Below are 13,302 nucleotides of genomic sequence, written 5' to 3'. Positions count from 1 at the left end.
CCTCATCTTTTCTAATATTTCTCATTCCTCAACTTCAGCTTACATCTATTCTCGCTCTACTTGCAACCCTATCTAAAACTCGTTTTTCAAAGTATCTCTTCCGTTTTGTACCTAGTACAGCTTTCAATGCCATTATCCCTAATAAAAAGAAGGCAAATGAACCTAGTATCCCCACAAGACGGATCGATGTTAATTCAGCAGCTAAACCTATTAATGCCGTTAAAACAATAATGAAACCTGCTTCCATAACACTAAAGATACTGCTGAACCTTCCCATCATCCTCACAGGAACGTGATTTTGGTAGAAAGTCAAATACCCTGTATTTGCAAACGTTACAGCAAACCCAATTAAAAATACACTTAGCCCTGCACTAAAAAAGCCATTCGAACTATAAAGCACTATATAACCTATTGAGGTGAAAATCGTACCAAAACCAATTAAAAGATTAACTGCAAGCTGTTTCGAAAATACTGAATTAATTATGGAACCTAGTATAAATCCTGCTCCAAATACAGTTAATAAAAACCCATAAATAGGATCTGATAATGAAAGTACCCCTTTAGCAAATGCAGCCTCGAGAGAATCTATTGCAGTCATAAATATAGTAGTTCCGCTAAATAATAAATATATCTTTGTTACATACGTATAGTCCTTACTGAAATTAAAAACAACTCGAAAATCATTTTTTATCATATCCCATGTAAGACTTTGCCTCTCTGTCCCTTTGAGCCTTGCATCAACATTAGGTAGCATCATAATAATAAGAGCCGAAATAAATAAAGCTACTGCATTCACATGGATCGCAGTGTAAGGAGTACCTATCCAAAATAAAACCCCAGCAATGGTAGGTCCAATTAGTGAACCACAAGAGTTGATAAAATTACGTAGTGCATTAAAGCGTTGGCGATCTTTTTCAGGTATCAGTTTAGTCATATAAACCATAGATGTAGGTTCAAAAATAGCACTTCCCATATTAATGATAAACGCTAGTATATAAACATAAATAAGCGAAGGTAAAAATGGAATTAACGCAATACATAGCGCTCTGAAAATGTCTAATCCCATCATTAGTCGTCGTGTATTTACCCGATCAATTAAACTACCTGCCCAAGCATTCGAACATATAGTGGCAATTGGACCTAGTATATATAATAAGGCAATTGCAAGTGGAGAACCTGTTTCATTCAAAATAATTAAGTTCAGTGCGATGAGGTAAACCCATCCCCCCACATTTGAAATTCCTATTCCTCCTAATAGCATTAACGGATACTTCCATCTGGACATGTCCACCACTCCTTTTTTATTTTTGTAAAACAAAATAAAAAAAACTCACCCCCAAGATTTTTATCTTGGGGGCGAGTCATATCGCGGTGCCACCCCAGTTCACCTCCACATTGCTGCAGAAGCCTAATCAAGTACGACTTTGTGAATAAATCACATGTGATACTCTATCTCGTTAACGTGAGAATACGTTGCATCATCATTGTTCATAGCAAACAAATCCAATGCACAGCTCCAAGACTTGTTTCAACACATTTCCTATCCCTCTTTTTCAGCTGCCAGAGGTCTCTGCTGATAGTATATATGCTTACTCTTCTTTTCATAGCTTTATATATAGAATTTTTTTATATGTTACATTATTTTGAAATGAAATTCAATACATATTGCATCATTTTGATAATGCGATTTTTATATGTGCTAAGTGGTGATTTTCGTGCCAAGCTAATTTTGCAACTTTTGTTGCAACTGTTATTTTACCGTTCATCTGGTGAGTAAAAACCCGATTTAACTGCTCTTCAGTTAAACTATGTCCTAAAGAAACGATACGCTCATTTATACCTTCTAACATTTTAATAGAACTTTCTACAGGAAGCTTCGTATCTGGTTGAATAGCCCACTTTTCTTCATCACAAGCTGGTACTGTTGGATTCTCATCTGTTAAAGTCAACTTCAAACGTTGATACATATTCAACTGAGAATCTGCAATATGATGAACGAGCTGACGAACTGTCCAGGCATCTTCACGATACGTTTTACTTAATTCCTCATCACTTAATGATTCGACCGTTTCTCTTAGTTTAATCGTGTAAGTTTGGATTTCCTTTAACCATTCTTGAATATGTTCAAATGTTACTTTTTCAGGAACTTGCAATTTTCCAATTGGGTATTTTACATCCATTTTCAAACCCCTTTTCCCTATTCTGTATTAACACTTAATATATCAATCGACTCAGTAGCTGTAAACCTTTCGAATGTACCCTATGTCTGAAATACATGTGAAAATTTCTAACCAATACGCTTAATTGCAGCCATAATATACACGCTATTTCTAGTGTTAGCTAGTATTTCACCGCTCAATCCTTTTTCTCCAGATCTTACCCTTTCATAATAGGGAAATACTTTTAGAAAATTATCTTTATAAATAGGTCGTGGCAATCTGATTTTACATGGTGGTTCTATTTCTGATGCAGTTGCAATTAATTTTTTTCCGTTTGATTTTAAATTAAAATGTAAGCCTGTCTTAGTTTGAAGCATCATCGGACGATCTTTACATTCAACTAATAATCTTTCCCATACTTCTTCAGCCTGCACCTCACTCACTCCCTCACATTCATTTAAGTCTATTTCTACAAAAAAGAACGAATTCCTCTAATGGGGATTCATCCTTAATAATTATTTAAGCAATATCAGCCAAGCCTCATCTTTTATAATATTTCTCACATATTAACTAGGATGGTATAAATCTTTTCGCAAACATACATCCCGGTGCCTTATATGCTCTTCTCCTTTGAAACGTAACCATATTTCATCATCCGCCATCACACCATGCGTCTTACGAACAATCCCCAACGATTAAACGCCCCAAGTCCTAAAGCTCTCAGCAATTCATCGGCATTCACACGCGTTGGCGGAAACGTACGCCACTTTAACCAACGACTGATGTCCTCGTGCGTAATATGCCCTTCCATAATCGGTGAAAACTGCTTATTAAAAGTCGAAAAATAATTTTTCACATAGGGCGTCCCACCAATAATTACGAGCATTTCAATTTATTTTTGCTAATTAGGATATACGGATTTTCTTTTTTTGTCCTGCAACTGACCCTTTTCCTTATATAGAATCACTCCAATCAAGCCAATTATGGAAAAGATAACTGGCGTGATGAAACTATTGTAGTATCCATCAGCTTGATTACCTGAAGTAGATTGAAAATAATCCAATGTATATCCAAAAATGATTGGTAGCAATATCGCACTAAGAAAGCCACCCGTATTCGCAAACCCAGAAACAATGCCGGATTCTTTTATTGGGAAAGATTGACGTACAGCTGCAAAGGTTAATGCACTTGCTCCAAATCCAAAGCCAATGATAAAAAAAAGGACAATTAGCAAATATAATGATGGGCGCCCATTACATAATAAGAAGGAAAACCAACTCAATAAAACAGTAATATGAACGACAATATATGGCCTTTTTATCGTTTCTAACCGGCTTGAAATCCAACTAGCTAGAGGAGCTCCAATAAGTGCCCCGATAAGACCAATCATAATCATCTGGCTTGCATCTGAGCGTGTCATTTCATACATACTCATCCCATATGGTACTGCCCAAGAACTGATAAACCCTACATAGCCACCGACAACTCCAAAATGACAAAAGAATAGAGCCCATGCTTGCCGATTTGAAAATATTCTTCGTAATAAAACGAATGTTTTTTCACGTTGTCCCACTTCTGTTACAATTACCGGTTTATCCACAAAAATACTTTTTGGTTTTTTTATAAGTACAAAATAAAGGAGACAGCCACAAAAACATAACAATATTCCCACTGAGAAAAATGCTCCCCTCCAACCAAGTAAAAGTATCCAGGCAGAGAAAGGAACTGTCGCCAATAAGAAACCAAGACTTCCTGTCATGCCTGCCAGACCAATTAATCGAACAAATTCTTTTGTATGAAACCATCCAGCCAAAATTAAAACCATATTAACCCATATGGTCGCATCCCCTACCCCAGTAAGAATTCTAGCAAAAAAAAGTACAAATTCATGTGTACCAAGACTATAAATGATTGTTCCTAACCCAGTAAGTGAGGCACCTATAATTAGAAACGAGTTTGGCCCATAACGATCAGCTAAAATACCCATAGGAATTTGCAAACCAGTGTATACAAGAAATTGTAAACCCGTCAATAACCCAATCGTTGATGCTGTTACATTAAAATCCCTTATTAATTGGTCCGTAATCAATCCTGGAGCGGTTCGTTGGCTCGCCATTAACAAATAAGTAAACAATACAGCAACAAATACAATCCATCTGTATCTGCTATTTTGTTTGTCCAATGATTTCCACTCCTATTAGCTTTTACCCTATATATATGTATTTCATGTAATGGTAAAAACCTGTTTTCAGAGACTTTTCATCAACTTCTTCACAATCGTAAACGTCAGATAGCGCCTTATCCAGACTTTAGGATAAGGCGCTATCTGACGTTTACCATGGATTTATTTTTATAATATCCGAGGTTTATTATTCAGTTTTTGTTCCCAACTCCAACTTAATATGTAAACTTTGCAGGTTCTTATTCTTCCTTTTGTTCATTTCTAAGTGCTTTAAAATTAAGATAAATAGCATACCCAACAACTATGAGTAAAAGTATAATTCCGTAACCAAACTCTAAATTCAACCAGTACGTAGATAAAATCAACGACATAGTGACAATAAAAATTATCCATAAGCTGGATCTATGATATTTGTTCATTGTGTTCTTCACCTCAATTCACTTTATATTCTAAATTAATTCTAATAATTTGACCCTTTTTTTGGAACAACATTATGCGATTAACGCCCCAATTGCGAAATATAGTAATATTTTTTTAAGATCAAAAAATACTTTTCTAAAAGCAGCGTTTTTTTCAATTCCACGAAGTTTACACCAGGCAATACAACTTCTAAATCAATTAACTTACCACCTATATTTAGCAAAAGAAACCCCAACAGTTGGAATCTAACTGTTGGGGTGTTTTATTTTTCCAAACAAGGGAGGCACTTGACATGTGTTTTCATCATTGGTTGAAACATTTACACGAATACTCTGGTTTGCGTGAATATATTCCCCAATAGCGCCGTTAATGGAACATTTATTTCGTATTTACCAATAGAATATTTTGTCTAGCTTAATTTGACAATTCGAATGATAAAAACTCAGTCAGTTGTTGTTCATGCTTATCGAGCATAATCTGTTCCGCCTTGATGCCCTGCTCACGCAGTACTTCAATGTTCTGCACGAGGAATTCGTCACTGCCGACAACATAGAAGAGCCCATCATTGTCTGAAGTAAGATTTTTCACTTCTTCATAGTAGTCTTTACGGTTATCGACGAACTGTGATGTAAACTTCTTATCAGGTGCGGATTCAAAAATATCGGTAAATAAGAAATCTTTCGATGAATCGATGTTTAAGGAATGAATTCGATTGACGTTGTCAGCACGTTTGAAATAATCAAGTACAAGCGGTCTGAAAGTTGCCAGACCGACACCTGATGACAACAGGTAAACATTTTTACCTTCTCTTTTCAGCGGTACATTTGAATGTGTTTTAAATATTGCTACTTCATTACCGACTTCAAGATTTTTTAAAATCGTTTTGAACTCAGAGCATTGCTCTTTGATACGTGTTGTGATTCCTATCGCATCTTCATGCGGTAAAGTTGAAATTGACATATGGCGAATCAGGCTGCGGTTTGGTTTATCTCCAGCATTAAAACCCTCTAGTGCAAAGTGGGTGTGGGAACCTTCTTCCCATGTAAAGTCTTGCGGACAGTCAAGTAGATACGTTCTAACCTCAGGCGTTTCTTCAATAATCTTATTTATTTTAGTCCAATATACTTGCATAATACATCCTCCTCAATTATATGTATCTTCGCTATCTAATATATAATAATTGGAAATAATTCTCAATTTTAAAATCGATTGAACCGATTATATAATTTATGAAGCTCAAGAGAAAGTATCTCATAAGCAATTTGAATGTTCATCTAATCATTTCAAGCGGAATAGCTGTTATGATCTGTGCAAGTTACAGTAAATAATTTAATTTTCTATTAGTTTTTTGGTATACTTATATTCTGAGATACTTCTTTTAATAAAATTTTATAACTAATAAACAGCTATTGGCCCATAAGGACCATCGATAATTTCTATCTTCGTTTCAAAAATATTTGTCAAAACTTCTGGGTCCATAATCTCTTCTACTGTTCCAAAAGCGGCAATTTGACCATCTTTCATAGCACAAATTCTATCAGAATATTTGGCCGCAAAATTTATATCATGCATAACAGTCAGAATTGTTCTTCCAAATTCATTAGCCGCACGTCTCAAATGCTCCATCATTTGAACAGAACGAGCAACATCAAGGTTGTTCAGAGGCTCGTCCAAAAGTACATATTCAGTCTCTTGGCACAAAACCATCGCTACATATGCCCTTTGTCTTTGACCACCAGAAAGCTCATCTAAATATCTATTCTCTAAATCAGTTAATTGTAGAAAATCGATATATTTAGAAACAATAACCTCATCCTCTTTAGTTAATCGTCCATTTGAATAAGGAAAGCGTCCAAATCCAACTAGTTGTCTAATAGTAAGCCTAGTTACAAAATGATTTTCTTGTCGCAAGATAGTCAAAATTTTTGCTAAGTCTTTTGATTTGGATTCAGAAACATCCATATTTGCCACCTGAATTTGACCTTCGTCCATATCCAAAAGTCTTCCAATCATCAAAAGTGTCGTAGACTTGCCAGCGCCATTTGGTCCAATTAAAGAAGTAAAACCCGCTTTTGGTATTTCAATATTCAAAGGTCCTATTTTTACCTCATCAGTATAGAACTTTTTAACATTATCAATTTTTATCATAGAGACCTCTTCCTTAAAATTACAGTTAAAAATAAAATTCCACCAAATAATTCGATAATAACTGAAACTACACCTTGAGCATGGAATACATGATACATCAAAAAGTATGCACCCGTTAGTATCAAAAATCCTATAGCAAGAGCCATTGGAAAAATATATCTATGATCATAAGTTGACGCCGCCTGATAACTCAAAGTTGCAACTAAAAAGCCATAGAAAGTAAGTGGCCCAATTAAAGCTGTTGAAATTGACATCAAAATAGCAACTAATATAAGCGTATAAATTACACTAAATTGATATTTAACTCCAAAAGAAGTAGAAACATCCTTTCCTAGTGACAATATATTTAGATTCTTAGAATTAGCAAGAAGTAATAATGCTACAATTATTACCATAGGAATTACAATAGGAAAATATGCAGGATCTGCATTATTAACAGAACCAAACAATCTTGCCTGTAAAATATCAAATTCAGAAGGCGCAAGTAGTCTTCTCATGAAAGTTGACACAGAATTTAGTCCAGTGCCAATAATTATTCCAACTAAAAGCATAAGTTGTAAATCCCCGTATTTACCAGAAAGTAACCATCCATAAAGTATCAAACTCATCAAGACCATAACAACAACTTGAAATAAAAAAGATCCAATTCCACTAAAATTTATCAATGCACTAGCACCAAAGAAATATATTGTGCTCGTTTGTATTGTTGAGTAAAGTGATTCAAAACCTAAAAGTGAAGGGGTTATGATCCTATTATTCGTTATAGATTGGAAAGCAACGGTCGACAAACTATGACAAATTGCAGCAATAATCATTGCAACAAGAGCTACTACCCTTCTCATAACAACTGGGATAAAAGAAGGTGAATCTACCGGAACTGGATTGTTGTAAACTAAAAGTCCATATGAAGCAAGGATGCCCAAAGCAATCAATGTTATCAGCAAAATCCAATAACGTCTTTCTTCCTTCTTAGAACGAAAAGCCCTAGCTGATCTATTTTCATTATGAAGGCTAGAATCGATTTCGACATTTTCTTTATTTCTATATTCCAATGTGTTCATCGTAGCCTCCTTGGTTTTCTTTGTCTCAATAAAATAGTAATAAACACGACTGCCCCCACTGTTCCAAGTATTAAAGAAACAGGTACTTCAAAAGGCATTATAATTGCTCGAGAAATTATGTCGCAGGCAGTTATAGTCCCCATTCCTATCACACATACCCAAGGTAAATTACTCCTAAGATCATCGCCTCTAAACATTGAAACAATGTTTGGGACAATTAAACCCAAGAAAGGTAAGTTTCCAATAACAGCTGCAACAACTCCAACTGCAACAGAAATAAGACCAGTTCCAAAAAGAACAATCCTATTGTAATTAACTCCAAGGCTTGTTGCGACATCTTCTCCTAGTCCAGCTAAAGTCAATCTATTAGCATAAATAAAAATAAGCACAGTAACGATAACAATTAGCCATAAGTATTCATATCTTCCCACCTGAACGGGTGCAAAAGAACCTACAAACCAAGTTTCAATACTTTGCGTCATTTGAAAAAGGAGTCCCACAAAAGTGGACACTGCAGAAATAACTGCTCCAAGCATCAATCCAATAATCGGAACAATTAAAGACGAACGAAGTTTAACTCTTCTTAAAAATAAAAAGAAAATCATAGTTCCTATAAACGAAAAAATGATTGCACCCGTCATTCTTAAAACTAAAGATGGAGCAGGAAATAATAAATAAACAAGAAGTAGCCCTAAACCTGACCATTCAATAGTCCCTGTTGTAGTTGGTTCAACAAAACGATTCTGTGTAATCAGTTGCATTACGAGTCCTGCCATCGACATTGCAGCGCCAGTAAGCATTAATGCAACTGTTCTTGGAACGCGAGTTATGAAAAACATCTCCATTCCATCCTCTTGTCCACGTATATCATAAACTCCAGTAAACAGTGATATAACGCCTAAAATAATCACAACTATAATCGCGAATATAAAGGGTCTTGTCCATATCTTATTGTGGTTATAAAACTGGGGTTGAGAAAAATTCTCAACCCTAGAAATTATATTTTTTGGCACTATTTCATACTCCTTTACACTACTTAGCTAAAGTGTTTGCAAGGTTTTCAAATAACTCTAAATAAGTCTGGATTGATTCATTTGTGTAAGTATCTGCTGGTGCATAAATAATCTGTTCTTTAGAAACAGCAGTTGTGTTTTGAAGAGCAGGTGAGTTAGCAATAACATCCTTAGCAGGAGTTGAAGTAGCTGCATCAGATGTTCCAGCATCACGATCTAATACGAAAATCCAATCAGGATTACTTTGTGCAATAGCTTCAACAGAAACTTCATCACCTTTATGATCTGTAGAAGAATCGGCAACTTCTAATGCTGGAACCCAACCGAAAATTTCATACATTGGTCCCCAAACACGTCCAGAAGAAGGAGCTGCAAAACCAATATCCCCACCAGAAACAATAACACTCATAACTGTATCTGTTCCATTATAAGCAGATTTAGCATCTTCGATAACTTTATCAAAATCAGCTACCAATTGTTTAGCTTCTTCATTTTTATCAAAGATTTGACCTAAAGCAATTGTAGAATTTTTAAGTCCATTTACTAAGTTTTCCCCAGGTGCAGCAGCTTCCTCAGAGATATCAACATTAAGATCAATAACAACTGCATTTGGCACTAATTTTTTTATCTCTTCGTAATAGTCAGCAAATCTTTGGCCGACAATTACAAGTTCAGGGTCTGCAGCTGCTAAAATTTCAAGATTTGGTTCACGGTGATTTCCAATATTTTGAACTGAATCATCACTTTTATATGATATACCCTCAGGCATTACATCCTTTGGAACAGCTGATAGTTCGATGTTCCAATCAGCTAAAGTTTCAAAAGTTCTATTATCCAAAGCAACTACATTCTTTGGGTTTACAGGAACAGTAACAGTTCCATGGGCATCAGTGATTTCAACCGTCGTAGGCTTAGCAACCTCTTCACTTTTATTATCTTCTTTAGGCTTTGACTCTTGATTAGTTTCTTTACTTGAATCTGAACACGCAGCCAACATCAAAACAAAAATTGCCATAATAGCAGTTAATTTAATCTTTCTCATTTTCTTATTCCTCTCCTTATGTGTAAACAATATAGACAAACAGATTATTGTGTTGATAAAGCTAATATCTATGTTATTTTTTATGCGTGATTTAAATAATAAATATTTTGATTAGCCCCCAAAAATGTCAAAACGCCTTTATTAATACCATATGTAGTAGATATTCATCCAAACAAACCATCATATGCTGTGTTTTGTAAGCCGCTTTTTTCAACGAAATACCTTTTTAGGTTTCAATCATATTTTTTATTTCACATAGTGCCCAGTGGCGACACAAAAACAATAACTTTGATAATGATTATCAATATCAATTATCTATCTAAGTATACCTAGTTAATAAATTTAGTCAACCCCTAATTATTCACCAAACCATTTACCTGCTGGGGCAAATCTTTCGTCGTTAATCAAAGTCGGATCCACGTTTCCCACCCACTTAATCGAATAGGGTGGATCATACACCTTATGTATTTTTATTTTTCCGTCCATTACCAAACGAGCTAAACAGCGTGAAACACTTTGCGGTGTAAAAAATTTTCCCCCACTTTTACCAGCATTACGTGCATAGTTGGAAATCAAATATTCATACGCATCTCCAAAAGCATCAATATCATTATCTTCAAATAGCCCTTTAATGTCTCTCTCGGAAGCAAATCCAACAGCACTCGCTTCAATTCCACTAAAGATATTCGCTAAGTCTGTATTCAAATTCTCATTAGTTCTTGAGGTCTCAACAACATTTCCAAACAACTGACTTGGCAAGATGAAAAAACCTTTATCTTCAACTGTATTGGGACGAAAATCCATCTCTGCTTCTTCATCTGAAAGCCTAGCATAGTCGAATTCTAAGTCTCCTGCCTCACGCTCTGCTTGATTTAAAAAACTGTCATATTTTCGGAAATAAAACGATAAAAATAATCCCCAAAGAAGACCATATGTATTACACTTATTCGAATTTCAATAATCCGATAAGGAATTCACAAATGGTCTCCAAGGTTATACATATTATATTTTCGACAACAGTGCCACAGCCTCACAATGCGTCGTCTGCGGGAACATATCCACCGGCTGAATTTCCTGTGTTTTATACCCACCATCTTCTAAAATGCGTAGATCACGAGCAAGTGTCGCTGGGTTACAAGATACATAAACAACACGTTTTGGACGTTGTTCTATTATTGTCGTCAACAATGCTTCGTCACAGCCTTTTCTTGGTGGATCGACTACTAAAACGTCTGCTGTTTTGCCTTCTTTGTACCACGCAGGAATAACTTCTTCTGCTGGACCTGCTTCAAAATAAGTGTTTTCGAAGCCATTTAATGCTGCATTGCGTTTTGCGTCCTCGATTGCTTGTGGAACTATTTCTACACCTAGTACTTGTTTTGCTTTTTGTGCCAAGAATAAAGAAATTGTTCCGATTCCGCAATATGCATCGATGACTGTTTCGTCACCTGAAAGCTGTGCGTAATCCAACGCTTGTTTATAAAGTACTTCTGTCTGCTCTGGATTTACTTGATAGAATGAACGCGCTGATATTTCAAAGCGAACATCGCCAATTCGATCTTCGATAGCTGCTTTGCCCCAAAGGACGTTCGTTTCATCACCGAAAATAACATTTGTATTGCGATTATTTACGTTTTGAATAATAGAAGTGACATTCGGTTCTACTTCTTGGATGAATGCAATGATTTCGTTTTGTTTCGAAAGCTTTGGATATTTCGTTACAAGTACGACCATTACTTCCCCTGTTGCACGAGCTTTACGAACGACTAAGTGACGTAGCTGTCCTTTTCTCGTTTCTTCGTTATAAGGCATTAAATCTAAATCTAATGCTTTTTCTTTTACAGCTCTAAGCAATCGATCTGCTTCATCTGTTTGAATTAAACATGTATTTGTATCCGCAATGCGATGTGATTTCGCTTGATAAAAACCAGCGACAACTTGTCCTTCTTCTAGTCCAAAAGGAATTTGAGATTTATTGCGATATTCCCAAGGATTGTCCATTCCTTTAATCGGAAGCACAGGTGCATCTATTTTACCGATTCGTTGCATGACGTTTTTAACCATATTTTCTTTCCATACTAGTTGCCCTTCATACGTCATATGTTGCAATTGACAGCCACCGCATTCCGAAAATACAGGACATGGTGCTTCAACTCGAAATGGTGAAGGTTCTACAATATTTACTAATTTTGCAAAGCCATAATTTTTCAATGTTTTTAAAACATGTACTTCTGCTGTTTCATTTGGCAATCCACCTTGTATGAATAATGGATAGCCGTCGACTTTTGCAACTCCTGCTCCGTCGTGAGTTAAATCTTCTATATGAACTGTAATGCGGTCATTTTTCGTTACTGGTGTATTCACTTTATTTCTCCGTTCTTATTTGTTTGTTTCATTATACCAAAAAATGCGTATGTTTTAACACATACGCATCATTGGATATATTCAGTTAATTTCTCGGTATTCAATAGCAGAATCGTTCGCTGGCCCTTTTGTTGAATAAGCCCTTTCGAGGTTCTACTTCAATATTTCCCCTTCCTCAAGCAACTTCAAGAAAGCAGGAGGAATAGTAAATTGTTGGCCTTTTATCATTAACTGCATAGATTCATTTTCTAATTCTAATTTGTTTTCATCTTTTATTGCTTTGACCTCATTATGGAGCCTTTCCATTTTCTGATCTAGTGCCGCAGCAGAATCTGCAGCTTCCTTCAATTCTTCCAGCAAATGTTCAGGTACAAACTGGTCATACTTATAAAAGATTTTATGTTCAAGGCTTGCCCAAAAATCCATCGCAATCGTGCGAATCTGGACTTCCACAGGAACAAGCTCTGTACGATCCGACATAAAAACTGGAATTTTAATAAGTAGATGCAAACTTTGATAACCATTCTCTTTAGGGTCTTTAATATAGTCTTTAATTTCTACCACAGTTATATCACTTTGATTTTGCAGCATATCTAAAATCTGATAAATATCCGAAATAAAAGAACATGTAATACGCATTCCTGCAATATCTTTCACATTTTCTCTAATATTCGTTAATGATATATTCATATCTTTTCGTTGTATCTTTTTTAAAATGCTTTCTGGCGATTTAATGCGAGATTTAGTATGTTCAATCGGACTATAATCATGGATTATCTGAAACTCTTCTTGTAAAATTTCGATTTTTGTTTCGAGCTCCGATAAAGCAAATTTATACATTAACATAAAGCGTTTCATTTCCGTTCGAATTCGCTTAACTTGTTCCATTTGATCAGTTGTCATTAAGGCACTC

12 protein-coding genes and 1 other annotated feature are annotated in these 13,302 nt (G+C 35.5%); all 12 genes read right to left on the bottom strand.

Annotated elements, in window-relative coordinates:
• Positions 1-34 precede the first annotated feature (34 nt).
• On the bottom strand, positions 35-1,285 hold the full coding sequence (locus RUH95_RS14185; protein ID WP_313893541.1) for an MFS transporter: 1,251 nt from the start codon (positions 1,283-1,285) through the stop codon (positions 35-37).
• A 64-nt stretch (positions 1,286-1,349) separates the two neighbouring features.
• Positions 1,350-1,614 (bottom strand) — a binding site (T-box leader).
• Positions 1,615-1,670: 56 nt separating this feature from the next.
• A complete protein-coding gene (locus RUH95_RS14180; protein ID WP_313893540.1) occupies positions 1,671-2,180 on the bottom strand; it encodes a YfiT family bacillithiol transferase in 510 nt (169 codons plus the stop codon).
• 107 nt (positions 2,181-2,287) lie between these two features.
• Positions 2,288-2,593 carry a hypothetical protein gene (locus RUH95_RS14175; protein ID WP_313893539.1) on the bottom strand — a complete coding sequence of 102 codons (306 nt, stop codon included), beginning with the start codon at positions 2,591-2,593 and terminating at the stop codon, positions 2,288-2,290.
• Positions 2,594-3,060: 467 nt separating this feature from the next.
• The gene (locus RUH95_RS14170; protein WP_313893538.1) at positions 3,061-4,341 is read right to left on the bottom strand and encodes an MFS transporter; all 1,281 of its coding nucleotides are present in this window, start codon (positions 4,339-4,341) and stop codon (positions 3,061-3,063) included.
• 834 nt (positions 4,342-5,175) lie between these two features.
• Positions 5,176-5,892, bottom strand: a complete 717-nt coding sequence (locus RUH95_RS14165; protein ID WP_313893537.1) for a dihydropteridine reductase — start codon at positions 5,890-5,892, stop codon at positions 5,176-5,178.
• A 264-nt stretch (positions 5,893-6,156) separates the two neighbouring features.
• Complete coding sequence (locus RUH95_RS14160) at positions 6,157-6,909, bottom strand: iron ABC transporter ATP-binding protein (protein ID WP_313893536.1); 753 nt, start codon at positions 6,907-6,909, stop codon at positions 6,157-6,159.
• Complete coding sequence (locus RUH95_RS14155; RefSeq protein ID WP_313893535.1) at positions 6,906-7,970, bottom strand: iron chelate uptake ABC transporter family permease subunit; 1,065 nt, start codon at positions 7,968-7,970, stop codon at positions 6,906-6,908. The genes RUH95_RS14160 and RUH95_RS14155 overlap by 4 nt, the downstream gene beginning before the upstream one ends.
• Positions 7,967-8,983 carry an ABC transporter permease gene (locus RUH95_RS14150; RefSeq protein WP_313893534.1) on the bottom strand — a complete coding sequence of 339 codons (1,017 nt, stop codon included), beginning with the start codon at positions 8,981-8,983 and terminating at the stop codon, positions 7,967-7,969. The genes RUH95_RS14155 and RUH95_RS14150 overlap by 4 nt, the downstream gene beginning before the upstream one ends.
• Positions 8,984-9,002: 19 nt before the next feature.
• Entirely contained in the window at positions 9,003-10,025 is a 1,023-nt protein-coding gene (locus RUH95_RS14145) for a siderophore ABC transporter substrate-binding protein (protein ID WP_313893533.1), read from the bottom strand.
• 357 nt (positions 10,026-10,382) lie between these two features.
• Positions 10,383-10,829: an N-6 DNA methylase gene (locus tag RUH95_RS14140; RefSeq protein ID WP_313893532.1), complete on the bottom strand. Its 447-nt coding sequence runs from the start codon at positions 10,827-10,829 to the stop codon at positions 10,383-10,385.
• A gap of 198 nt (positions 10,830-11,027) precedes the next feature.
• Entirely contained in the window at positions 11,028-12,389 is a 1,362-nt protein-coding gene (gene rlmD, locus RUH95_RS14135) for a 23S rRNA (uracil(1939)-C(5))-methyltransferase RlmD (RefSeq protein WP_313893531.1), read from the bottom strand.
• Between the two features lie 153 nt (positions 12,390-12,542).
• On the bottom strand, positions 12,543-13,292 hold the full coding sequence (locus tag RUH95_RS14130) for a GTP pyrophosphokinase (RefSeq protein WP_313893530.1): 750 nt from the start codon (positions 13,290-13,292) through the stop codon (positions 12,543-12,545).
• Positions 13,293-13,302 lie beyond the last annotated feature (10 nt).

It is taken from the genome of Psychrobacillus sp., from assembly GCF_032154225.1.
Lineage (GTDB): Bacteria > Bacillota > Bacilli > Bacillales_A > Planococcaceae > Psychrobacillus.
This window is presented reverse-complemented; position numbering and strand designations above follow the sequence as displayed.

Coding starts and splice junctions, on each gene's coding strand:
- RUH95_RS14185 (WP_313893541.1), bottom strand. CDS start 1,285: ATGTCCAGATGGAAGTATCCGTTAATGCTATTAGGAGGAATAGGAATT.
- RUH95_RS14180 (WP_313893540.1), bottom strand. CDS start 2,180: ATGGATGTAAAATACCCAATTGGAAAATTGCAAGTTCCTGAAAAAGTA.
- RUH95_RS14165 (WP_313893537.1), bottom strand. CDS start 5,892: ATGCAAGTATATTGGACTAAAATAAATAAGATTATTGAAGAAACGCCT.
- RUH95_RS14160 (WP_313893536.1), bottom strand. CDS start 6,909: ATGATAAAAATTGATAATGTTAAAAAGTTCTATACTGATGAGGTAAAA.
- RUH95_RS14155 (WP_313893535.1), bottom strand. CDS start 7,970: ATGAACACATTGGAATATAGAAATAAAGAAAATGTCGAAATCGATTCT.
- RUH95_RS14145 (WP_313893533.1), bottom strand. CDS start 10,025: ATGAGAAAGATTAAATTAACTGCTATTATGGCAATTTTTGTTTTGATG.
- RUH95_RS14140 (WP_313893532.1), bottom strand. CDS start 10,829: ATGGATTTTCGTCCCAATACAGTTGAAGATAAAGGTTTTTTCATCTTG.
- RUH95_RS14130 (WP_313893530.1), bottom strand. CDS start 13,292: ATGACAACTGATCAAATGGAACAAGTTAAGCGAATTCGAACGGAAATG.